We start from the raw sequence: 23,846 nt of genomic DNA, 5'->3' as shown, positions 1-23,846 counted from the left end.
CACAAACATATTTTCAGGCTGCCCGGTAGTACCGGGCAGCGGAAGGAAGGAACCATGAAAGATTTTCTGACCAAGGATTTCCTGCTGAATACGGAAGCCGCGAAGAAACTGTTCCATGAAGCGGCAGAAGCCTGCCCGATCATCGACTATCACTGCCACCTGAGCCCGAAGGAAATCTGGGAAGATATCCGGTATGACAATATCACCCAGGTGTGGCTTGGGGGCGACCACTACAAGTGGCGCCTGATGCGTTCCGCGGGAGTGTCCGAAAAGTACATCACCGGCGATGCCCCGGACTATGAGAAATTCCTGAAATACGCCACCGTGCTGGGCCGGGCGGTCGGCAACCCGCTGTACCACTGGAGCCACCTGGAACTGCGCCGGTTCTTCGGGTATGAAGGCATCCTGAACGAGAAAACCGCGCCCGAAGTATGGGAAATTGCGAATGCGAAACTGCGGAGTGAAGGATATTCCGCCCGCGGACTGATCCGCATGAGCAACGTCGCGGTGATCTGCACGACGGACGACCCGGTGGACAGCCTGGAATACCATGAGAAGCTGGCGGCGGACAATTCCTTCCCGGTGACGGTGCTGCCGGCATGGCGCCCGGACAAGGCGATGAACCTGGAAAAGGAGACCTGGACGGATTATATCGCCCAGCTGGGCAAGGCAGCGGGCATCGAAATCCGCACCTTTGCCGACCTGAAAAAGGCCCTGCATAGCCGGCTGGATCATTTTGAGGCGCACGGCTGCAAGCTGAGCGACCACGGGCTGAACTACGTCATGTATGCCCCGGCAGCGGAAGAACGGGTGGAGGAGATCTTTGCCGCCCGCATGGCCGGAAAGCTGCCGGACGCGCAGACGGAAGCCGAATTCAAAACCGCGTGCATGATGTTCCTGTCCGGTGAATATTTTGACCGGAACTGGGTGAGCCAGCTGCACTACGGCTGCCGCCGGGACAACAACCCGGTGACATTCCGGAAAATGGGCCCGGATACGGGCTTTGACTGCGTGGACAACACCGCGCCTTCCACCCAGACTGCCGCGTTCCTCGGGGCACTGGAGGATGCCGGAAAGCTGCCGAAAACGATCCTGTACAGCCTGAACACCAACGACAACGCGGCCATCGACACGATCCTGGGATGCTTCCAGAACGATACCGCGGTGGGCCGGATCCAGCACGGTTCCGCCTGGTGGTTCAACGACCACTTCGACGGAATGACGGAACAGCTGAAGTCCCTCGGAAACCTGGGCTACCTGGCCGGATTTGTGGGCATGCTGACCGACAGCCGCTCCTTCCTGAGTTATCCCCGGCATGAGTACTTCCGGCGCATTCTGTGCCGTATTTTCGGCGAATGGGTGGAGGAAGGATTCTATCCCGAAGATTATGACACGCTGAAGGAGATTGTCCGCGGCATCAGCTACGAAAACGCGAAGAATTACTTCGGCTTCAAAACGAAATAAGGGCATCCGCACAGGCGGAAGCCACGGATCACAGCGGATGAAACCCGTCCGCACAGGCCGCCCGGTTCCGGGCGGCTTTTTCTGTTGTCCGGGATTGACTGTACATAAATATAGGAAGGAAAATTTTGAAAAAATGCTTCCAATCTGTACGAAAAAGTGGTATAATAAATTGATTCGGAACGCTTGATTTTTCAAGGGTTGAGCGGCTTCCGCAAGAGACGGGAAAAACGCCTTTTCCGGCGTGCTTTTCCGGGAAGACACGAGAGCAGATAATGAGGTGCAGCATGGCAGAGGAATTGGAACTGAATCCGGAAGAAATTACAGCGGTTACGCAGGAGTACGGCGAGGAGCAGATCCAGGTGCTGGAAGGACTGGAAGCGGTCCGGAAACGCCCGGGTATGTACATCGGCTCCACGGACGCGCGCGGCCTTCACCACCTGGTGTACGAGATCGTGGACAACTCCGTGGACGAGGCGCTGGCAGGCTACTGCAAGCAGATTAACGTGACAATCAACCAGGACGGCAGCGTGACTGTTATGGACGACGGGCGCGGCTTCCCGGTGGGTTTACACCCGAAAATGGGCCGTCCGGCCGTTGAAGTGTGCCTGACGGTACTGCATGCCGGCGGTAAATTCGGCGGCGGGGGATACAAGGTATCCGGCGGCCTCCACGGCGTGGGCGCCTCCGTGGTCAACGCGCTGAGCCGGCACTTCAAGGTGACGGTATACCAGAACGGGCAGATCTACGAGCAGGAGTACGAGCGCGGAAAGTACCTGTACGACCTGCGGGTGATCGGCACTACCGAACGGACCGGGACGACCATCCAGTTCTGGCCGGATATCAAGAGCGACGAAAATCCCGAAGGCATCTTCGAGGTGGGCGTCCAGTACGAGTATGAGACCCTGCGGAACCGGCTGCGGGAGATGGCCTTCCTGAACAAGGGTGTGCGCATCGTATTCCGGGACGAACGCGGCGAGACCCCGAAGGAGCATGACTTCTGCTTCGAGGGCGGCCTGCGCGAGTTTGTGAAATTCCTGAACCAGCACAAGCAGGTGCTGTTCCCGGAACCGATCTACACGGAAGGTGTCAAGGACGGTATCCTCGTGGAAATGGCGATGCAGTACAACGACAGCTATGCCGAGAATGTGTATTCCTTCGCCAACAATATCGCCACGCCGGACGGCGGCACACACCTGGCCGGTTTCAATACGGCGGTGACGCGGGCCATCAACGATTACGGCCGGCGGTACAAAATCCTGAAGGACAGCGAACCGAACCTGAAGGGCGAGGATGTGCGGGAAAGCCTGACGGCGATCATCTCCATCAAGATGGAGGATCCGCAGTTTGAAAGCCAGACCAAGTCCAAGCTCGGCTCCGGCCAGGTCCGCGGTGTGGTGGACAGCCTGGTCAGTGAAGAGCTGAGTACCTACCTGGAGGAGAACCCCACCGTGGCGAAAGCCATCGTCAGCCGCTGTGTAGACGCCCAGAGGGCGCGGGAAGCGGCCCGGAAGGCACGGGAGGCCACCCGGCGCAAGACCGTGCTGGAAAGTGCCTCTTTGCCCGGAAAACTGGCAGACTGTTCGGAACGGGATCCCAGCAAGTGCGAAATCTTCATGGTGGAGGGTGACTCCGCAGGCGGAAGCGCCAAGGGCGGACGTGACAGCAAGACCCAGGCGATCCTGCCCCTGCGCGGCAAAATCCTGAACGTGGAAAAGGTCCGGCTGGACCGGGCACTGGAAAACGCGGAAATCCGCGCGATGATCACAGCGTTCGGATGCGGCTTCGGCGACCAGTTCGACGAGAGCAAGCTGCGGTACCACCGCATCGTCTGCATGACAGACGCGGACGTGGACGGCGCGCACATCCGGATCCTGCTGCTGACATTCTTCTACCGATTCATGCGGCCGCTGGTTGAAAAGGGATATGTATACGCCGCGATGCCGCCGCTCTACAAGGTGAGCAAGGGCAAGACGGAACGGTACGTCTACGATGACGATGAACTGAACCGGGTGCTGGATGAGATTGGCCGGGAACCGAAACCGGAAATCCAGCGCTACAAAGGCCTGGGCGAAATGAGCGCCCAGCAGCTGTGGGATACGACCATGAACCCGGAGACCCGCATGATGATGCAGATCACCCCGGATGACGCCATGGAAGCGGACCGGCTGTTTACGCTGCTGATGGGAGACGACGTGGAACCGCGGAAGCAGTTCATCCAGGAAAACAGCGACCTTGTAAAAGATCTTGATGTGTGATGAGGATAAGAAGATGATTCAGGATAAGCTGATACCCGTAAATCTGGAACAGGAGATGAAAAAAAGCTTCATCTCCTACGCCATGGCCGTTATCGTGGACCGTGCCCTCCCGGACGTCCGGGACGGCCTGAAGCCGGTTCACCGGAGAATCCTGTACGACATGTCCGAGGAACTGGGCATGACGCCGGATAAACCCACCCGCAAGAGCGCCCGTGTGGTCGGCGACGTACTCGGTAAATTCCACCCCCACGGCGACTCCTCCGTGTACGACGCGATGGTGCGTATGGCCCAGCCCTTCAACATCCGCTATCCGCTGGTGGAAGGCCAGGGTAACTTCGGCAGCGTGGACGGCGACGGCGCCGCTGCGATGCGTTATACTGAGGCGCGGCTGCAGAAGCTGACGATGTTCCTGCTGGACGGCATCGACAAGGATACCGTTGATTTCTATCCCAACTTCGATGAAACGCTGCAGCAGCCCTCCGTGCTGCCGGCACGCTTCCCGAACCTGCTGGTGAACGGCTCCAACGGTATCGCCGTCGGTATGGCTACCAACATTCCGCCGCATAACCTGACGGAAGTCATCAACGGTGTGATCTGCATGATCGACAATCCGGACTGCACGGTGGAAGACCTGATGCAGCACATCAAGGGACCGGATTTCCCGACCGGCGGCCTGATCATCGGGCGGACCGGTATCCGGGAAGCCTACCAGACCGGACACGGCCGGATCACCATGCGGGCCCGCACCAATGTGGAAGACATGGGCGGCGGCCGCAGCCGGATCATCGTAACCGAAATTCCCTACCAGGTGAACAAATCCGTCCTGGTGAAGAAAATCGCCGACCTGGTGCACGAGAAGAAGATCGAAGGCATCAGCGATATCCGGGACGAATCCAATGACCGCCAGGGCATGCGGATTGTGGTGGAACTGAAGCGGGATGTCCAGCCCCAGGTGGTGCTGAACATGCTGTACAAGCACACCCCCATGCAGGAAAACTTCGGCGCCAACATGCTGGCCCTGGTGAATGGCAAGCCGCAGGTGCTGAACCTGCGGGAGATGATCTACTATTACCTGGAGCACCAGAAGGACGTGGTGACCCGGCGGACCCGGTTTGAACTGAACAAAGCGCAGAGCCGGGCCCATATCCTGGAAGGCCTGCTGAAGGCACTGGACCACATTGATGAAATCGTGGCCATCATCCGCGCCAGCAAGGATACCGCCACCGCCAAGGAAGCCCTGATGCTGCGGTTCGAGTTTTCCGAGAAGCAGGCCCAGGCAATCCTGGACATGCGCCTGGCCCGCCTGACCGGCCTGGAGCGCGAGCGCCTGCTGGAGGAATACCAGGAGCTGGAAAAGACGATTGAGCGGCTGACCGCGATCCTGGGAGATGAACACCTGCTGATGGACGTGATCAAGAACGAGATCAGCGAGATTCGCGACAAATTCGGCGATGAGCGCCGGAGCGAGCTGACGATCGCCGAGGATGATATCGATATTGAGGACCTGATCCAGGAAGAGAACATGGTGGTCACCATGACCCATGAAGGGTATGTGAAGCGGGTTTCCTCCTCCGTATACCGGGCCCAGCACCGCGGCGGACGCGGCGTGAGCGGCATGAACGTGAAGGACACCGACTACACAACCCAGATGTTCGTGACCAGCACGCACCAGGAGATCATGTTCTTTACCAATACCGGACGCGTATTCAGCCTGAAGTGCTACCAGATTCCGGAAGCCGGACGGCAGGCCCGCGGAACGGCGATCATCAACCTGCTGCAGATCGCGGCCGGGGAGAAGATTTCCACCATGCTGCCGATGCCCCGGGAGGCGGAGCGGGAGTACAACCTGGTAATGGCCACGCGCGGCGGTATGATCAAGAAAACCGCGCTGGACGAATTCCGCAACCTGCGGAAGAATGGCCTGATCGCGATTGCCCTGAAGGAAGGCGACGAGCTGATCGGCGTACGGCTGAGCACGGGCGATGACGAGATGCTGCTGGCGACCCGGAAGGGTATGTCCATCCGCTTCAATGAGCGCCATGTGCGCAACCTGGGCCGGAACTCCATCGGCGTGCGGTCCATCCGCCTGGCGGAGGATGACGAGGTGATCGACATCGCCGCCGTGGAACCGGACACCACCGTGCTGGCAATCACATCCCTCGGCTACGGAAAACGGACCGATCCGGATGAATACCGCGAACAGGGCCGGAACGGCAAGGGTGTCCGCGCGATCAACCTGACGGAAAAGACCGGTGACCTGACTGCGCTGCTGTTTGTGCACGAGGAAGAGGATATCCTGCTGATTACAGACGACGGCACGATCATCCGGGCCCGGGCTGCGGATATCCGCGTCTGCGGCCGGACCACGCAGGGCGTGCGGATCATGCGCCTGAGCGAGGGCAGCACCGTGGTCGGCGTGTGCCGCGCGGAAAAGGAAGATGAAACGCCAGACGAAAATGACGAAGCGATGGAAACCACGGAAGAGGCAGCTGCCGAAAAAACGCCGGAAACGGCTGCAGAAGGCGCCCCGGCCACGGAACAGCCTGTAACAGGTGAAACCCCGGCAGATCCGGAATAAGCCCCAAAAACCGGCCGAAAAACCGGAGATACGACGAACCAAGAGGCACTCCTGACGGAGTGCCTCTTTTTCTGTGCTGGACAATTATGGGCGGAAGCCTTATACTGAATGCAGAAACAGAAGCAGCATGACAAAGAGAATCCTTGCGGGCGCGGCGCGAAACCTGTAAATCCGGGGCAGGCACCGCCCGCTGAATCAACCATTCACCAGGAACCGGGAGGCGGCGGGCATGAAGGAAATAACCCTGAAGGCGGAAATCGGGAATATTCCCCAGGTGATTGCGTTTATTGAGGAACAGCTGGAGAAGGTCGCGTGCCCCCTCCGCGCCCAGATGCAGATTGACGTGGCGGTGGACGAGCTGTTCAGCAATATTGCCCGGTATGCCTATACCCCGAAAAGCGGAGAGGCCGCGGTTGCCTTTGCCTATGACGAAGCGGCCAAGGAAGTCAGCATCACCTTCACGGACAGCGGCGTCCCGTTCAACCCGCTGGAGCGGAGCACTCCCGATACGCATGTGCCGCTGGAGCGGCGCAGCATCGGCGGACTGGGCATCCACCTGGTCCGGAAAACGATGGACGGGATGGAATATGAATACCGGAACGGAAAGAATATCCTGACCATCCATAAGCTGATCTGACAGCACAGGGGAAATGAAAAACGGTGCGCCGGCAAGGCGCACCGTTTTTTGCTGCATTTCTGTTATGCTTTTTCCCGGGGGAGGGTACAGGTGAGGACCAGGCGGGAATCCTCCATGGCGGCGCGGATGGTTCCGCCGTGTTTCTCCGCGATGGCGGCCGCAATGGACAGCCCAATGCCGAAGCCGGACTGCTTTTCCTTGCTGCGGGAAGGATCCGCCCGGTAGAAGCGGAGGAACAGCTGATCACACTGCTCCTTCGTGAGGGGCGTTTCCACTGTGTTGGAGACGCGCAGTATGGCATTCCGGCCGTCCCGGAAAGCTTCGGCCAGGATGGAGCCGTTTTCCGAAGCATACTTGACTGCGTTGTCGCACAGGGTGGAGAGCAGCCGCTGCAGGGAAGCCCGGTCGCCGGTAACATTCAGGGACGGATCGGCCCGGACGGTCATTTCCTTCCCGTTGAATTCCGCCATGGCGGTGAAGGGCTCAGCGGTCTCCTCCAGCAGAGATCCGATTGCCACCGTTTCCATCGTCAGGGCCGGATGCTCCTCCTCCATGCGGGAAAGGTAAACCAGCTCATCCACCAGGCGGCGCAGGGCGGAAGTCTGTTTCTGTGTGCTGTGGACCCAGGGATTGTCCGGGTTTTCCATATTCAGCAGCTCCATATTGGTGGAGATGACTGTGAGCGGGGTTTTCAGCTCATGGCTGGCGTTGGTGATGAATTCCTTCTGCTGTTCCATGTTCCGGATGGTGGGCTCAACCGCTTTCCGGCTGGCAAGGATCACGATGACCAGGGCCAGCAGGATTCCGCCCAGGCAGGCGATCCCGGAGATGAGCGCAAGGGTCCGCACGGATGCCAGGCGGGTTTCACAGTCCATGATGATCACGCGGGAGCGGTTTTCCAGATCCTGCACCCGGAACAGGTAGTCTCCGATATAACCGTTGTCCGTTCCGGCAGCCAGCGCCTGGCAGACCAGGTCTGCAGCGCTTTCTTCATCCAGGACGGGCATGTTTTCCAGGTTCATACCGGCAATTATATTCCCGGAATCCAGCCAGGCAGTAAACCAGTTGGTCTCACTGGCCATGTTACGTGCATGCCGGCTGCGAAAACCGTCCCATTCATTCCGGAAACCGGGATCCCGCCGGGAATTGAGACGGTTTTCCGTCCCTGAACCGGGAGCCGGAAGATCCGGAAAGGGACTTTCTGACGGAACGGAAGCTGAGGGAAGCGTATTTGCGGACAATGAAGCCAGCGTGTCATCCAGTTCGGCACGCACGCTGATCCAGTTGGCCAGGTTGACGATGCAGACCACCAGCACCATAGCCACGGTAAGGGCCAGGACGGCGATCCGGATAAACCGTTTCTGCAATTGCCTGATCATGATTTCTTCTCCAGTGAGTAGCCTGTTCCGCGGTGAACCCGGATTTCTGTTCCGGAACCGAGCTCAGCCAGCTTTTTGCGCAGCTGGGAGATGTTGACCCATACGACATTGATTTCCGCCTCAGCATCCCAGCCCCAGACCTTATCCATGAGCTGCTGGACGGAGAAAAGGAGACGCGGGTTTTCCATGAAAAGCTCCATGAGCTGGTATGATTTCCCGGTCAGGTGGACGGAACGGCTGCCGCAGGAAAGTTCGCAGCTGCCTTTGTCCAGTGTAAGATCCTCAAAGCGGAGGGTATCCGGCACATAGTTTTCCCGGCGCCGCAGCATGGCCCGGACACGGGCCATCAGTTCGCCGGCATTGAAGGGCTTCGGCAGGTAATCATCCGCCCCGGCATCCAGCCCCGCAATCCGGTCTTCAAAAGCGTCCCGGGCGGTGAGCAGCATACAGGGCACATTGCTCCCGGAGGCGCGGATCCTCTTCAGGGCTTCCACTCCGTCCATCTCAGGCATCATCCAGTCCATGATAATACCGTCATAGTTCTCCGAGGCGGCGTAATCCACCGCCTCGGCGCCGTCGAAAACGGCATCCACCACATAGCCGGACCGTTCCAGCAGCGCTTTGACCGCCGCGGACAGGTCCCGGTCATCCTCCGCAAACAACAGCCTCATCCATACCTCCGGCCCGATCGGGCGATTTCACAGCAACACACAGGCAGGGTTCTTTTTTATGGAATTCTTTCTCTGCCGCAGAGAAAAAATCCTCCCTTACCGCATCCGACAGGATGATTGTAAGGGAGGTTTTTAAAATGAACCTAAAACGCGGGAGACGGCGGTCAGTCGTACCGCTCGTCGATGACGCGCTTGGTTTTCTTTTCACTGCGGGGAAGCAGGCCGTTTTCCACGACCTTGACGATCGGGGTGAAGCCGATGACGCTCTTGACCTTTGCGGCGATACGGTTGGCCAGGTCCTGGAAATCCACGGAGCCGTTGGTTTCGACATAGATCCGCATGGTATCCTTGCCGTCCAGGTGGGAGATCCGGATCTGGTATTCGCTGGAAGCCTCCGGGAAGGACTGGAGGATTTCCTCGATCTGGCTCGGGAAGACGTTGACGCCCTTGATCTTCATCATATCGTCGGTGCGGCCCATGATGGTATCCAGGCGGGGATGTTTGCTGCCGCAGGGGCATTCGCCGGGGATGATGCGGGACAGGTCATGGGTGCGGTAACGGATGAGCGGCGCCCCTTCCTTGACCAGGGTGGTGATGACGATCTCACCCATTTCCCCGTCCGGAACGGGCTTCAGGGTATGCGGATCGATGATCTCGATGTAGAGGTAGTCATCCCAGTAGTGCATGCCGGTATTGTATTTGCAGTTGATGCCGATGCCGGGGCCGTAGATTTCCGTGAGGCCGTAGATATCGTACAGTTCGATCCCCAGGGACTCCGCAATGCGGGTGCGCATTTTCTCACTCCAGCGTTCGGACCCGATGACACCTTTCTTCAGGTGGATCTTGTCCTTCAGGCCGCGCTTCTCAATTTCCTCGGAGAGGAGCAGCGCATAGGAGGAGGTGGAGCAGAGCACGGTGGAGCCCATGTCCTGCATCATCTGCAGCTGCTTCTCCGTGTTGCCGGGGCCCATCGGGATGACCATGGCGCCGAGACGCTCCGCACCGGCCTGGAAGCCGATGCCGGCCGTCCAGAGACCGTAACCGGGTGTAATCTGGATGCGGTCCATGTTCGTGATGCCGGCGTACTCATAGCAGCGGGCAAACATGATGGCCCAGTCTTCCACGTCCTTCGCGGTGTAGGGAATGATGACGGGAAGGCCGGTGGTACCCGAGGAGGAATGGATGCGGACGATCTGATCCTCCGGCGCGGTCATCAGGCCGAGGGGATAAGCTTCCCGCAGGTCATTCTTCTCGGAGAAGGGCAGGGCTTCGAACTCCTCTGGGGAGGAGACGCCGGTGATGCCGGCATCTTCCAGCTTGCGGCCGTAGAAATTCTTTGCAGCGCGCAGTGCTGAAATCTGCCTGTTGACCAGCTGCAGTTGGGATTCGGAAATACGCATGACAGATTCCTTCTTTCGTATTATTTTGCCCAGGCCAGCGCCCGGAGATTGAGTTCATGGAATTTCTGCGGGATCCGGGAACGGACGGCGGCTTCCAGGTCCGCTTCATCCAGCCCCAGCGCGCCGCCGCGGACGGCAGCGCCCAGCAGGATCAGGTTGAGCACCTTCGGGGAGCCGATTTCCTGCATGGCACGTTCCGCGTCGATCACGCGGAGGTCCGCCACATGCGCGGACAGGTAATCCAGCATATCCTGCGCCTGGTATTCGGTACCGGACAGGGAAGCGGTGACCGGCATCACGGCCCGGTCGGACACGATCATCTGTCCGCCCGGCTTCAGGAAGGGCAGGAGGCGGACCGCCTCTCCGGGTTCAAAGCCGATGATCAGGTCTGCTTCACCGCGGGCAATCATCGGGGAATAAATGCCTTCCCCCATGCGCAGATGGCTGAACACACTGCCGCCCCGCTGCGCCATGCCGATGGTTTCCGCGGACATGACGGGGATGCTTCGGGCCATGGCGGCGGCAGAAATGAGGCGGGAAGCCAGGACGGTTCCCTGGCCGCCGACGCCGCAGAGGATAATATCCTTACGCACGGGAACTCACCTCCATTGCATGGACCGGGCAGAGCTGCGCGCAAAGGCCGCAGCCGGTGCACTGTGCCGGGTCAATGACCGCTTTGCCGCCGGATATGCTGAGGGCCGGGCAGCCGATCTCCCGGATACACTTTTTGCAGCCGATACATTTTGCAGCATCCACGGACAGGCACCCCTGCGGCTTTGAGAGCGCGATACAGGGGGAGCGGAAAATAACCGCCTTGACGCCGGGAAGGTCCGCAATGCCCCGGACCGCTTCCACAGCACGGGCATGATCCAGCGGATCCACGGTGACCACTTCCGTGACGCCGATGCCGCGCAGGACATTTTCAATGCTGACTTTTTCAACCACTTCGCCCATCATGGTGCGGCCGGTACCGGGATGCGGCTGATGGCCGGTCATCGCGGTGGTGGAATTGTCCAGCACCACCAGAGTGAATTCTGCCTGATTATAGACGGCATTCACGACACCGGGCAGGGCAGAGGCGAAGAATGTGGAATCCCCGACAAACGCAAAGCAGGTACGATCCGCCTCCAGATGGCGGATGCCCTGGGCGATACCGAGACCGGCGCCCATGCACAGGCAGGTATCCACCATGTCCAGCGGCATGGCATTGCCGAGTGTGTAACAGCCGATATCCCCGCAAAAGATGGTTTTCCGGCCCTTCATGGCCTGCTTGACGGCATAGAAGGAGGCCCGGTGCGGACAGCCGGCGCAGAGCACCGGCGGACGGACCGGCAGGGGAGGCGGAGTGGATTCGGAAACGGCAGGGAGCGGGAGATCCAGGAAAGCCGCAGCCGCGGCGGCCACGCTGTCCCGGGTGTTTTCGCCGGACAGCGGGATATGGCCGGTCTGCTTTCCGAGAATCCGGATAGAGAGGCCGTACTTTCCGCAGACATAGATGAGTGCCCGCTCAATAACGGGATCCAGTTCCTCGACACAGAGCACTTCATCCAGGCCGGAGAGGAACTCAACGGCTTTCTTTTCCGGGAACGGGAAAGGCGTCGCGACTTTCAGCACCCGGCATTTGCCGAGCTTTTCCCGGGCTTCCATGACATACGTCCAGCTGATACCGCCGGTGGCGATGCCTTTGCGGCAGGCCGGATCCCCGGGCTCAATCCGGTTGGGGGCATAATCCGACAGGACATCGGAGAGCGCGGTGTTGCGCTCCTCAATCCTGCGGTGGCTGGCAAAGGAAAAGCGCGGGAAGATGACCCATCGGGCCGGATCCCGGACAAACCCGTCCGGCGTGTGGATTTCGTACTCTTCCGCATCCAGCACGCGGATGGAGGCATAGCCGTGGGAAACGCGGGTGGTCGGCCGGAGGAAAACCGGGGTGTGGTATTCCTCGGAGAAGGCGAACGCCTCGCGCATCATATCGTATGCCTCCTGCGCGGAGGAAGGATCGAAGACAGGAACCTTGGAGAAAGAGGCAAAGCTGCGGGTGTCCTGTTCGGTCTGGGAAGAGATGGGACCGGGGTCGTCCGCAACGAGGACAACCAGGCCGCCCTTTACACCGATATACTCCAGGCACATCAGCGGATCGGACGCCACGTTGAGGCCCATCTGCTTCATGGTGACCAGTGCCCGGGCGCCGGCATAGGACGCACCGGCCGCCACTTCCATGGCGGTTTTTTCATTGACGGACCATTCCACATAGACGGAATCGCCGCGGTTTTTGGCAACGGTTTCCAGAACCTCGGTCGAGGGGGTGCCGGGATAGCCGCAGACCAGGTTGACACCGGCCGCCAGCGCCCCCATCGCGATGGCTTCATTCCCCATCAGAAAGGCGGTATGCATACGTTCACTCCTTCAGGAATCTCTGCGCAAAAGAATAGCACAAAACCATACGGATGAGAAGAAAACTGCCGGAAAAAAACATGAAATATGCCGGCAGGCCCTGCCGGCATATCCGGGAACGGAAATATGATCAGAAACGAATGAGAAGATAGACAATCATGAGCAGCAGTCCGGCTGCAGTGAGAATCAGGCCAAAGGTCAGGCTCCGGCCGACATTGTGGCCGGCGAGCGTGATCAGCCGCCTTCTTTCCGCCGGCAGGAAACCGCCGGACGGGGAATCCTGCGTCCGGGCACGGCCAGAATCCAGCAGCCTGCGGATCAACAGGGCGACATAATCGGTAATCTCCGAAAGGAAGCGGGTGGCCGCAGTCAGCAGCCGGGGAATCCATACAAGAACCGGACGGCTTTCCGGGGCGGCGGCCAGGAACCGGAAAAACGCGGTAAACGCGGCCGGAATCCATACGCGGATGAGTTTACTGTCCGGAATGGACGCAATGAAACGGAACACGAAGGAGGAGCCGGCTGTCAGCGCGCTGAGCAGGGGACGGTAGACCTTGTCCTCCAGGTCCAGCCAGGCAGGCCAGCGGTTGACATATACGCGTTTCCCGAATGCGGACTGATTTGCGGATGACGCCATCAGGAGCGGACGGACCACCAGCAGGTAAACCAGCGCGCCCACGGCAATGCTTTCCGCCGCACCGATCAGGTTCTCACCCGAGAAATAATGGATATGCCCGGGAGAACCCTGGCCGAAGAACGGCATGGACCGTTCCGCACACGGACTGAGCAGGGCGGAACCGAACAGCCCCAGGAACGGAAGGGGAACCGACGCGGCGAGCAGGGCGGCTGCCGCCGGTTTCCGGATATACCGGCCGTTCATCGCGTCATACTTTGCCTGCAGCTCCGGATCCGCGTTCTTCTCGATGAACAGGCAGATATACAGCTTGGTCATATACGCGACGGTCAGTCCGCCGGAGAAGATGAACAGAAGCTCCAGCACCCGGTACGGCCATACGGTGAGCCCGTGCGCGGAAAGCTCCGCGATGAGCTCCAGGATGCCTTCGTGCAGCAGGGACTTGGAATTGAAACCGCTGCCCAGCGGCGGAATACAGGCAATGGAGACCGCCCCCGACAGGAAGCAGGTGTGCAGCAGCGGCTTGCCCCGGCCGAAGCCGCGGACGCCGTTCAGGTCCAGCCGGTGCAGGTTCATATACACCACGCCGGCGCAAAGGAACAGGCACAGCTTGATGAGGGAATGGTTCATCATATGCTCCAGCGTACCATAGGCGGCCAGGGAGCCTTCTTCCCCCAGCAGGGTCATGACTGAAAGACCGACCGTGATAAAGCCGATCTGGCTGACGGAGGAGCAGGCGAGCGTACGCTTGAGATCCACGGAAAACAGCGCCAGGAGGGCGCCAAGCAGCATTGTGACGGCGCCGAGTACCAACAGTGTATTTCCGAAGGAGCGGACGCCGGGCATGATATTGGCGCACAGGACAATCATGCCGAACACCCCGCTCTTGGTCAGGATACCGGAGAGCAGGGCAGATGCAGGCGCCGGAGCGACCGGGTGCGCCTTGGGCAGCCAGATATGCAGCGGGAACAGGCCGGCCTTGGCCGCAAAGCCGAAGAGCGTAAGCCAGACGGCTGTCGTAACGGCGGGGGACGGAGTTCCGCCCTCCAGGGCTTCCCGCAGGCCGTCGAAGGACAGTGTGCCGGTCTGCCGGTACAGCATGAACAGACCCATCAGGGTGGTCAGGCCGCCGATGACCGCGACCATCAGGTAGGTTTCCGCGGCCCGCATGGCGCCGGGCGTTTCCTCCTGCGCCACCCAGGTATAGCTGGTGAGGGACATGATCTCAAAGAAGATCAGCGTCGTATACAGGTCATCCGACAGGAAAACGCCGAGCGTGGCGCCGAGGGTCCAGAGATTGAAGAGCCAGTACCGGTTGCGCATCCCGTCGTGATGCATATATTCCGGGGCAAAGACATCGCTGACCAGCCACATGAAGGCGGCCACCGACGCGTACAGGCTGCGGAATCCATCGGCCCGCAGGTGCAGGCCGAGACCGCAGAAGCCGTCCAGGCTGAAGCGCGTTTCACCGGGAAGAAGCGTGAGACAGCCGCCCAGCGCCAGCGCACAGATGACCGCTGCGAGCAGGTCGCGTACGCGGTCATTTTTCCGGCCGGCCAGCCAGACGAACGGTGCAAGCACCATCGGACCGAAACAGAGCAGCGGCAGCAGCATGTTTCACCCTCCTTTCCTGTAAATTCAGATACAGGGGAATTCTTTACGGAACCAGAGACCGGATAAACGTGACCAGCGGTTCGGACCAGAAGCCCAGGATGACTACCAGCGCGGCAATCAGGGCCATGGGAAGCTTCATCCGCAGGTCAGGATCATGGCATTCCGCACCCCAGGTGAGGTTTTCCCCGGACAGGGGGCGGAAATAGAACGCTGTCACAACGGACAGCACATAGACAGCAGTGAGCACCGAGGAGATGATCAGGCAGGCCCCGGCAAATATGCCGTCGGCCCGGCCGGTATGGATTGCGGCCTCCAGCAGGATCCACTTGCTGACGAAACCGGAAAGCGGCGGAATGCCGACCAGCGAGACGGCGCATACCGCGAAGCAGGCACAGACAAACGGCATGGGACGGGCAAAGCCGCGCACCTCGGATACATATTCTTTTCCGCTCCGGACCAGGATCGCCCCGGCGGCGAAGAAGAGGACGATTTTCATCAGTCCGTGGATGACCAGGTGGCTCAGGGCACCGGTGAGTCCCTCGCCGGTCATCAGCGCGACACCGACCAGGATGTAGCTGAGGTTGGACGCCGTGGACCAGGCCAGACGGCGCTTCAGATGATTTTCCCGGACGGCCATGGCCGAGCAGAATACGACAGTGCAGCAGGCGGTGAGGAGTACCGCGGTCTGGGCCCAGGTGCCGGTGAGCATTTCCGTACCGAAGGAGAACCAGGTGACCCGGGCGACACAGAACGCGCCGGCATTGACAACCGCCACCGCATGGAGCAGGGCTGTGACCGGCGTTGGCGCCGCGGAAGCGGTCGGAAGCCAGGAGGAGAAGGGAAGCACAGCTGCCTTGACCCCGAAACCGAGGAATGCCAGCACATACAGTGCGCGCAGGAGATCCCCGTGCGCGGCCCAGGTTTCCGCCGGAAGGATGCCGCCCGGCCGGAAATCCCCGCCGCCCAGGGCGGTGAGCGATACGAGCGCAAGGAAGCCCAGTGCGGCAGCACCCAGCACATAAAGGGCGTATTTGCGGGCTGCGGCGACGCTCTCCTCATTCCATTTATGCCACACAAGCGGCAGTGTAATGAGCGTCAGCGCTTCAAAAGCGAGATACATTGTGAAGAGATTGCCGGCCGATGCCACGCAGACGGTGATGCCATAACAGATGGTATACCACGCGAAGAAGGCATTGGGACGATGCTCATGCTCCATGTAGGAGAAGCCGTAAAGCGAGGCGAGCGGCCAGAGGAAGGCGATGAGCCCCAGGAAAACGGACGACATCCCGTCACACCGGAACGCAATGACCGCACCGGGAAATACTTCCCACAGCGTCCATTCCAGCGGGATGCCCCGGATGAGCGCAACGGCAATCAGGACGGAGGTCAGGCAGACCACCGCCTCCGTCAGGACCCCGCGAAGGCGGGAACGCTCCGGAAACCGGCCCAGTGGCAGCAGCGCTCCGCCCAGCAGCGGGAGCAGGATACAGACAATCAGCATACGAACCTCGCGGTGAATTACATGACAAGTCCGGCAAGCCCTTCAAAGAAACGAATCAGGGCGCCGGGGAAAATGCCCAGCAGGATGGACAGGGCGGTGAGCAGCAGCATGGGAACCAGCATGATCCACGGCGCCTCACATTTTTCCCATACCGGGGAGGGAGTGTGCTCCTTTTTGCCGGGGAAGAAGGCGCGGATGGAGACGGTGAGCAGATAGCCCGCGGTGAGCAGGGCGGAGATCAGCAGGATGGCCGGAGCGAGCCAGGAGAAGAAGCCCGGGACCCCGCTCATGGACAGGGCGCCCTGCGCCAGGTACCACTTGGAGACAAAGCCCAGGCACGGCGGAATACCAACCAGGCCGACGGATACGAGCGTAAAGCACCACATGGTGACGGGCATCCGCTTCCCGATGCCTTCGAGCTCTTCCACCCGGGTGTGCTTCGACTGCCGGATAATGGAGCCGGCGGACATAAACAGTGTGTTCTTGATCAGCGCGTGTGCCGCCACATGCAGGAGGGCGCCGACCACCCCGACCGGATGCATGGTGGACAGGCCGAAGAGCACATAGCTGACCTGGCTGACAGACGACCAGGCAAGCCGCTTTTTGAGCAGGTTTTCCCGGAAGGCCAGCAGCGATCCCATGAAGACGGTGAGCAGGGTCAGGACCATCCAGGTGATCTGCATCCAGGAGCCCCGGAGCAGATCCGGCCCGATGAGGAAATAGACGGAGCGGAGGATGCCCAGCACACCGGCTTTGGTGATGATGCCGCTGAGCACGGCGGAGGCGGATGCCGGGGCAACCGGATGGGCCGTGGGCAGCCAGCCGTGGAGCGGGAACATACCCGCCTTGGTACCGAAACCGAGCGCCATGATCAGCGCGATGGCAACGACGGTGTTCTCATGGCCGGCTACTTTTTCCGCATCGAGGATTCCGCCGGGAGCGAAGCTCCAGGAGGACATATACGGCGCCAGCTGGAAGATGCCGAGCAGCACCAGGGACGCGCCGATGACCGAGAAAATCAGGTATTTGATGCCGGCTGCCACGGAATCCGGCGTCATCTCGTGCATGACAAGCGGTACGGTGAGAAGCGTCATCAGCTCATAGCACATGTAGTAGGTGATGATGTTGCCGGAGAAACACAGCGCCATCAGCACGCCCATGGTGATGAGGGTGAAGGCATAATAGCGGGGAAGGTGTTCCTCTCCCTTCAGGTAGCCGAAGGAATAAAACCCGGCCATGCACCAGACGAACGACATAACCGCGGCAAAATACTTGCCCGTATCATCAGACCGGAGGAAAACCGGAAGGTTGTCCGACAGGCGGAAGAGCGGAAGCTCCAGCGCCGGGGAGAACAGCACCGGCAGTACGGACAGCAGCGAAAGCGCCAGCACTGAGCCGGTCCACCATGTACGCGGACGGTCTTTCTTTCCGATCGGATCGCACAGACCCACCACCAGACCGCCGATGACCGGCAACAGGATGGGAACCAACAGATACCAGGATGGCAGCATAACAGACCTCCACAAAACATGTTGATGGGGAATTTACGACAGGGGGATTTGTCAGCCGAAGCGGGACAGACCTTCGGCAATCCATGCCATAATCCGGCCGGGGATACAGCCCAGCAGGACCGTCAGGCCGGCCAGGCCGGCCAGGGCGATATACCGCAGGGGACCGACGCGCTTATCGGGACGGGAAAGCCCGTCTTCCGCGGGGCTGAAGATCCGGATGACCGCGCCCATGAAATAAACCACATTCAGCGCGGTGGATATGACCAGTGCGGCAAAGACCAGGATCATCCGCAGGCTGCCGTAAGCCAGGCCTGCCTGCGCGAAGAACCATTTGGACGCGAAACCGGCGGTAAAGGGGATGCCGATCAGAGACAGGGCGCCCACCAGGAAGGCTGCTGCCGCAAGCGGCGCGCGCCGGCCGGATCCCCGGATATATTCCATCCGGTAGCTGCCGCTGACGGCGTGCAGGCTGTTGGCGGACAGGAAAAGGAGCGCCTTTGCGGCCGCGTGGCTCAGGATATGGAAGCAGGCAGCTTCCAGGCCGGCGGCTGTTCCCAGTCCGATCCCCATATACATATACCCGATCTGGGCGACGGAGGACCAGGCGATGAGCCGCTTGATGTTCACCTGGCGGATGGCCCCGACGGAGCCGGAAATCATGCCGATGATGCCGAAAACCAGGATTACGTCATTCACGTGGGTGGCGGTGATGGTTTCCGGACCGAGCATCCGCCAGATGAGCTTGACCATCAGGAAGACGTATCCTTCGCTGACCAGCGAGGAGAGGATTGCCGAGGCAGCCGGGGTGGAAGTGCCGTAAGCATCCGGCACCCAGGTATGGAAGGGCCAGAGCGCACTCTTGATCGCCAGGCCGCCGCACATCAGCGCGACAACGACGGTCAGCGGCAGCCGGTAGGCGCCGCTTTTGCGCAGGCCGGCCACCGAATCATGGATCGGGGACATCAGGAGATGCCCCGTTAGATCGTACAGCAGGATGATGCTGAGCAGGAACAGGGCGGAACCGATCAGGTTCATGATCAGGTACCGCATGGCGGCCACCTGCCCGCGGCCGGTGTCATGCGCGGCGATCAGGCTGACGGCCGAGATGGTCATGATTTCCACGAACACATAGGCGGTAAACAGGTCGTTGGTATACACCTCCGCCTGCAGCGCGGAGGAAAGAAGCAGCAGCAGGGCCGACATCAGGGAATGGCGGTCGCGCAGGAGCTCCTGCTCCAGGACGAACAGGCCGCCCAGGACGCTCAGCGTCATGACCAGGGAGAAGAACAGGCCGATGACCGACTCCAGCAGGCCGACACGGATTTCATTGCCCCAGGGAGCCGGATAATGGCCCATCATGTATACGTAGCTTTCATTGCCGGAAGCCATCTGCGCCACCAACAGGGCGGAAAGCACCGTCTGAACCAGCAGGACAAAGCCGGTGACATACCGTGCGCGCCGGGTGGGAAGCGCAGCCGTCAGCGCCGCCGCGGCCAGCGGAAGCAGGATACAGGCAAAGGGAATCGACTGCCACAGGCTCATGCATTCCCTCCTGTTCCGTCCTGATCCCGTTCCTTCTGCGACAGGGCGATAATTTCATCAATATCCAGGCTGTGATACCGGCGGTACAGCCGGACCGTGAGCGCCAGCATGACGGCGGAGCAGGCAACCGACACAACGATCCCCGTCAGCACAAGACCGGCCGGAATCGGGTTGATATATGCCTCCATGGAGGTCACGCCGTTTTCAACAATCGGGGCCCGGCGGCCGAAGATATACCCCTTTGCGGCCAGGAACAGGTAGATTGCGCTGTCCGTCATGGCAAAGGCGATGTTCTTCTTGATCAGGTTTTTGTCCACCAGGAGCAGCACCAGCCCGATGCCGAACAGGATCATGGCGGCCAGCTCCACATAATTAGTGAAGTCAATTCCGAACAGGGTCATCTTACAGGTCCCCCTTTCGGAACAGTGTGTACAGGGAATAGATGGTGCAGCAGACCACCAGCCCCACCGCGATGTTCAGGTAGGGGATCAGCCCGGCAGAGAAAATCATGCCCGGCGTACCCGGCGTGATGATGCTGGGCAGGTGATTGGCGCCGGTGAAGAAGGAATATGCCTTGCTGAGGGCATAAAAGCTCAGCGCACATACCGTGACCGCGCGGAAAAGACGGATGGTAAAGAAACGTTCCATCCGGCGGAAACCGTAGGCATTGAGCATCAGGATCAGCCCGGCTCCCATGACGGCACCGCCGGAGAAACCACCTCCGGGAGACAGGTGGCCGTTCAGGATGATATACATGCCCAGGAGCAGAATGCACGGGATGAGCAGGCGCGCAACCTTCTGAAGGATCAGGTCGTTTTTCGGCTCGTACATGCGGTCGTCCGTTTCCAGCACCAGCTGATAGGCAGCACTGCGACGCTTGTCCGCCGTTACCCGGAGCAGCAGCATGACCGCACAGACGGCGGTGAACAGGACATTGCTCTCGCCGAGTGTATCGAAAGCACGGTAATCCAGGATCATACCGGCTACGATGTTGACCGCACCGGTTTCCTCCATACCGTTTTCGATATATCGGCGGGAGACCTCATTGTTGGCAGGATTTTCCGGATGGCCGAAAGGCGGAAGATACTGCGCGGTAATCACCAGAATACCGATAATTCCCACGCACAGCAGGACGGACAGCACCACCAGCAGACGGCGAAGGCCTTTGCCCTGGCGGAAGGGGACGGTAATCCACCAGTCTGGCTGTTCGGCCGGTTTATCCGCTTCTTCCTCCTGCGGCGGCAGGGGAGCCGGCTGTCCGGCGGGAGCATCCTCCCATTCAGCGGCCATTTCCCGGTCGAGCCGGTCATCCGCGTGCAGCATCCGGCGAAGACGTTCCGTGAGTTTACTCATAGATCCGCCTCCTTCGTCCGGCTGCCGTGCTCCCGGTGGATTGCATGGATTTTCTTGAGCGCGACAAAGAGCAGCAGACTGTCGATCCCCGCACCGACGGCCGCCTCCGTGATGCCGAGATCCGGAGACTGCAGGAGAATCCAGACCAGGCTCAGCAGGAGGCTCTGGGTCATAAAGACAACGGCGGCCACCAGCAGGTTTTTGGTGAACGCGACGCAGACGGCGCAGGATATGATCAGGACCAGCAGCAGGATCATCAGTACGTTCATCTGCGCACCTCCTGATCCGCTTCTTTTTCAATGGCCACAAAACGGCTGTCCTCCACCTGCATTTCCTGCGGAAGCTGGTCGTTGACCGTGACCTCCAGCCGGCCGATCAGATGCGAGGCTACCGGACTGGTGAGCCAGAGGAAGGCCACGACAGCCAGCAACTTCAGGGTAACCGGCGTAAAACCCCAGGCGAGCGCCAGCCCGGCCAGGATGGTCAGGACTGCCAGCGTATCCGCCAGGGCGGTGGCGTGAATCCGGTTGAGCACATAATGGAAACGGAAGAGACCCAGCGTGGCGGTGACCAGCACAAACAGGCCGAACACCGTAAGCACCGCGGAGAGCGCGAAACGAATCCAGTCAAGCATCGTGCGCATCCTCCCCTCCGGTTTTTTCCTGATGCCGCTTCTGGCGGTAGACACCCATATAGATCTTGGTCAGGAGAACCACGGCGAGAAAGCTCAGTGTCGTGTAGATCAGGGAGATGTCCACCAGGTAGTCTTCCGCCATCAGGTAAGCCAGCACGCAGATCAGCAGGGTTACCAGCGTGCCGGTGAGATTGACCGCCACAACCCGGTCCGCAATACGTGGACCGAGCACGGTCCGCAGGAACACGAATACCAGCAGCCCGCCGATGACTGCGGCTGCGATCACATACAGAATGCGGTATGCCTGATCCACCGTCATCCGCCGATTCCTCCTTTCCTGATCTGTTTGCGGGATTATCCGTTGTTTTCCAGCCGCCGGATCCGCTTTTCCATTTCCGAATCCCGGAGGCCTTCCGTAAAGGCATCATCCAGGGCGTGGACGAGGAACCGTCCGTCCCGCTGGTCCACGGTGAGTGTACCCGGCGTGAGGGTAATGGACTGGGACAGCAGCACCCTGCCGGTATCCGTGCGCAGCGCGGTCCGGAAGCTGATCAGGTGGGGCTGGATCTCCCGGCCGGACCAGATGCGGGTCATCGTTTTGAAACCGGCAATGAAGATCTGGCCGATCAGCCAGGCCAGGTAACCAACTGCCCGGGGAAGACGGCGGATGAACTCCCATTCCCGGCGGGGAGAATAATCCAGGAACTTCCAGCAGAACAGCCAGATAAGGGCACTGAGGACGATGCCGGTCACCACAATTTCAACGGTCCAGCGGCCCTCCAGCAGCATCCAGAGAACGAACAGCGCAAGCACCATGGGTTACCCTCCTTTCCGGGAATGGTGAATTGAGTACGGTTAAGCGAGTGCCTGCGCAAGATCCGCAATCAGGTCTTCGGCACTTTCCAGGCCGACGCTCAGGCGGATAAGGTCCGGAGAAATACCGGCGGCCTTCAGCTCCTCATCATTCATCTGGCGGTGGGTGGCGGAGGCGGGATGCAGGCAGCAGGAGCGGGCATCCGCGACATGGGTTTCGATCGCGATCAGCTTCAGCTTTTTCATGACGGCTTCCGCTGCTTTGCGGCCGCCCTTTACGCCAAAAGAAACGACGCCGCAGGAACCGTTGGGCAGGTATTTCTGCGCGAGGCTGTAGTATTTATCCCCCGGCAGGCCGCAGTAGCGGACCCAGGAGACGTTTTCATTTGAAGCCAGGAATTCCGCGACAGCCTGGGCGTTTTCACAGTGACGCTTCATACGGACATGCAGACTTTCCAGGCCGAGGTTGAGCAGGAACGCGTTCTGCGGACTCTGGATGGAACCGAAGTCACGCATCAGCTGGGCGGTTGCCTTGGTGATGAAGGCACCGGCCAGGCCGAATTTCTCCGCGTATACGATTCCGTGATAGCTGTCATCCGGGGTGGTGAGGCCGGAGAATTTTTCCGGGTCCGCCATCCAGTTGAACTTTCCGCTGTCCACGATGCAGCCGCCGACGGCAGCGCCGTGGCCGTCCATATATTTGGTGGTGGAATGGGTGACGATATCCGCGCCCCATTCAATCGGCCGGCAATTGACGGGAGTGGCGAAGGTGTTGTCAATAATGAGCGGCACGCCGTGACGGTGCGCAGCATCCGCGAACTTTTCGATATCGAGAACAGTCAGGGCGGGGTTGGCGATGGTTTCGCCGAAAACCGCTTTGGTGTTGGGCCGGAAAGCCGCATCCAGTTCTTCCGCCGTGCAGTCCGGGGAGAGGAAGGTGAATTCCACACCCATCTTCCGCATGGTGACGGCAAAGAGATTGTAGGTGCCGCCGTAAATGGCGGAAGAAGCGACCACATGGTCCCCGGCAGTGGCAATATTGAAAACAGCAAAGAAGTTCGCGGCCTGGCCGGAAGAGGTCAGCATCGCGGCAGTACCGCCTTCCATGGCGCAGATCTTCGCGGCGACCATATCGTTGGTCGGATTCTGAAGGCGGGTGTAGAAATAACCGGAAGCCTCCAGGTCGAAGAGTTTGCCCATATCCTCGCTGGTGTTGTACTTGAAGGTGGTGGACTGGATGATCGGGATCTGGCGGGGTTCTCCGTTCCCCGGCGTATACCCGGCCTGGACACAGAGCGTTTCAATGTTCGGCATGGAAATCGTCCTCCTCTGAAAGATTTCAATCCAAAATATTTTACCACTACGCAGGAAAAGGAACAAGTGAAAAAACCAAAATGAGACCACCGGAAAAACAGGAATCCATCCGGAAATGAATCCCTTGATTCGTGCACTTTCGTATGATAGAA

Annotated in this window: 20 protein-coding genes; 4 read left to right on the top strand and 16 right to left on the bottom strand. The window is 60.0% G+C overall.

Annotated elements, in window-relative coordinates; genetic code table 11:
• Nucleotides 1–54 precede the first annotated feature (54 nt).
• The 4 genes from uxaC to JNO48_03250 all read left to right on the top strand — a co-directional run bounded on the left by uxaC (nt 55) and on the right by JNO48_03250 (nt 6,934).
• Entirely contained in the window at nt 55–1,464 is a 1,410-nt protein-coding gene (uxaC, locus tag JNO48_03265) for a glucuronate isomerase (protein QTE68944.1), read from the top strand.
• A gap of 284 nt (nt 1,465–1,748) precedes the next feature.
• Nucleotides 1,749–3,719 (top strand): DNA topoisomerase (ATP-hydrolyzing) subunit B, encoded by a 1,971-nt coding sequence (gene gyrB, locus JNO48_03260; protein QTE68943.1) that lies wholly within the window; start codon nt 1,749–1,751, stop codon nt 3,717–3,719.
• Nucleotides 3,712–6,297 (top strand): DNA gyrase subunit A, encoded by a 2,586-nt coding sequence (gene gyrA, locus JNO48_03255; protein QTE68942.1) that lies wholly within the window; start codon nt 3,712–3,714, stop codon nt 6,295–6,297. The genes gyrB and gyrA overlap by 8 nt, the downstream gene beginning before the upstream one ends.
• 229 nt (nt 6,298–6,526) lie before the next feature.
• The gene (locus tag JNO48_03250) at nt 6,527–6,934 is read left to right on the top strand and encodes an ATP-binding protein (GenBank protein ID QTE68941.1); all 408 of its coding nucleotides are present in this window, start codon (nt 6,527–6,529) and stop codon (nt 6,932–6,934) included.
• 62 nt (nt 6,935–6,996) lie between these two features.
• On the opposite strand, the gene JNO48_03245 is transcribed toward JNO48_03250, so the two are convergent.
• From JNO48_03245 to JNO48_03170, 16 genes are all read right to left on the bottom strand, one after another.
• Nucleotides 6,997–8,313 (bottom strand): HAMP domain-containing histidine kinase, encoded by a 1,317-nt coding sequence (locus JNO48_03245; GenBank protein QTE68940.1) that lies wholly within the window; start codon nt 8,311–8,313, stop codon nt 6,997–6,999.
• Entirely contained in the window at nt 8,310–8,984 is a 675-nt protein-coding gene (locus JNO48_03240) for a response regulator transcription factor (protein ID QTE68939.1), read from the bottom strand. The genes JNO48_03245 and JNO48_03240 overlap by 4 nt, the downstream gene beginning before the upstream one ends.
• 164 nt (nt 8,985–9,148) lie before the next feature.
• Nucleotides 9,149–10,384, bottom strand: coding sequence for a phenylacetate--CoA ligase (locus tag JNO48_03235; GenBank protein QTE68938.1), 1,236 nt, complete (start codon nt 10,382–10,384; stop codon nt 9,149–9,151).
• A gap of 20 nt (nt 10,385–10,404) precedes the next feature.
• Nucleotides 10,405–10,977, bottom strand: a complete 573-nt coding sequence (locus tag JNO48_03230) for an indolepyruvate oxidoreductase subunit beta (GenBank protein QTE68937.1) — start codon at nt 10,975–10,977, stop codon at nt 10,405–10,407.
• Nucleotides 10,970–12,778 carry an indolepyruvate ferredoxin oxidoreductase subunit alpha gene (iorA, locus tag JNO48_03225; protein QTE68936.1) on the bottom strand — a complete coding sequence of 603 codons (1,809 nt, stop codon included), beginning with the start codon at nt 12,776–12,778 and terminating at the stop codon, nt 10,970–10,972. Before iorA ends, JNO48_03230 begins: the two co-directional genes overlap by 8 nt.
• 130 nt (nt 12,779–12,908) lie before the next feature.
• The gene (locus tag JNO48_03220) at nt 12,909–14,996 is read right to left on the bottom strand and encodes a sodium:proton antiporter (protein QTE69667.1); all 2,088 of its coding nucleotides are present in this window, start codon (nt 14,994–14,996) and stop codon (nt 12,909–12,911) included.
• Between the two features lie 73 nt (nt 14,997–15,069).
• Nucleotides 15,070–16,527 carry a proton-conducting membrane transporter gene (locus tag JNO48_03215; protein ID QTE68935.1) on the bottom strand — a complete coding sequence of 486 codons (1,458 nt, stop codon included), beginning with the start codon at nt 16,525–16,527 and terminating at the stop codon, nt 15,070–15,072.
• A 17-nt stretch (nt 16,528–16,544) separates the two neighbouring features.
• Nucleotides 16,545–18,038, bottom strand: a complete 1,494-nt coding sequence (locus JNO48_03210; protein ID QTE68934.1) for a proton-conducting membrane transporter — start codon at nt 18,036–18,038, stop codon at nt 16,545–16,547.
• Between the two features lie 51 nt (nt 18,039–18,089).
• The gene (locus JNO48_03205; protein ID QTE68933.1) at nt 18,090–19,580 is read right to left on the bottom strand and encodes a sodium:proton antiporter; all 1,491 of its coding nucleotides are present in this window, start codon (nt 19,578–19,580) and stop codon (nt 18,090–18,092) included.
• Entirely contained in the window at nt 19,577–19,981 is a 405-nt protein-coding gene (locus JNO48_03200) for a cation:proton antiporter subunit C (GenBank protein ID QTE68932.1), read from the bottom strand. The genes JNO48_03205 and JNO48_03200 overlap by 4 nt, the downstream gene beginning before the upstream one ends.
• A 1-nt stretch (nt 19,982) precedes the next feature.
• Nucleotides 19,983–20,933: a hypothetical protein gene (locus JNO48_03195; GenBank protein ID QTE68931.1), complete on the bottom strand. Its 951-nt coding sequence runs from the start codon at nt 20,931–20,933 to the stop codon at nt 19,983–19,985.
• On the bottom strand, nt 20,930–21,202 hold the full coding sequence (locus JNO48_03190) for a DUF4040 domain-containing protein (GenBank protein QTE68930.1): 273 nt from the start codon (nt 21,200–21,202) through the stop codon (nt 20,930–20,932). Before JNO48_03190 ends, JNO48_03195 begins: the two co-directional genes overlap by 4 nt.
• On the bottom strand, nt 21,199–21,567 hold the full coding sequence (locus tag JNO48_03185) for a monovalent cation/H(+) antiporter subunit G (GenBank protein ID QTE68929.1): 369 nt from the start codon (nt 21,565–21,567) through the stop codon (nt 21,199–21,201). Before JNO48_03185 ends, JNO48_03190 begins: the two co-directional genes overlap by 4 nt.
• Entirely contained in the window at nt 21,560–21,886 is a 327-nt protein-coding gene (locus JNO48_03180) for a sodium:proton antiporter (GenBank protein ID QTE68928.1), read from the bottom strand. Before JNO48_03180 ends, JNO48_03185 begins: the two co-directional genes overlap by 8 nt.
• A 35-nt stretch (nt 21,887–21,921) precedes the next feature.
• Complete coding sequence (locus JNO48_03175; protein ID QTE68927.1) at nt 21,922–22,383, bottom strand: Na+/H+ antiporter subunit E; 462 nt, start codon at nt 22,381–22,383, stop codon at nt 21,922–21,924.
• A 39-nt stretch (nt 22,384–22,422) separates the two neighbouring features.
• Entirely contained in the window at nt 22,423–23,694 is a 1,272-nt protein-coding gene (locus tag JNO48_03170; GenBank protein QTE68926.1) for an O-acetylhomoserine aminocarboxypropyltransferase/cysteine synthase, read from the bottom strand.
• Between the last annotated feature and the right edge of the window lie 152 nt (nt 23,695–23,846).

Source organism: Clostridiales bacterium (assembly GCA_017569285.1).
In the GTDB taxonomy this organism is placed as follows: Bacteria; Bacillota; Clostridia; order Christensenellales; family Aristaeellaceae; genus Aristaeella.
This window is presented reverse-complemented; position numbering and strand designations above follow the sequence as displayed.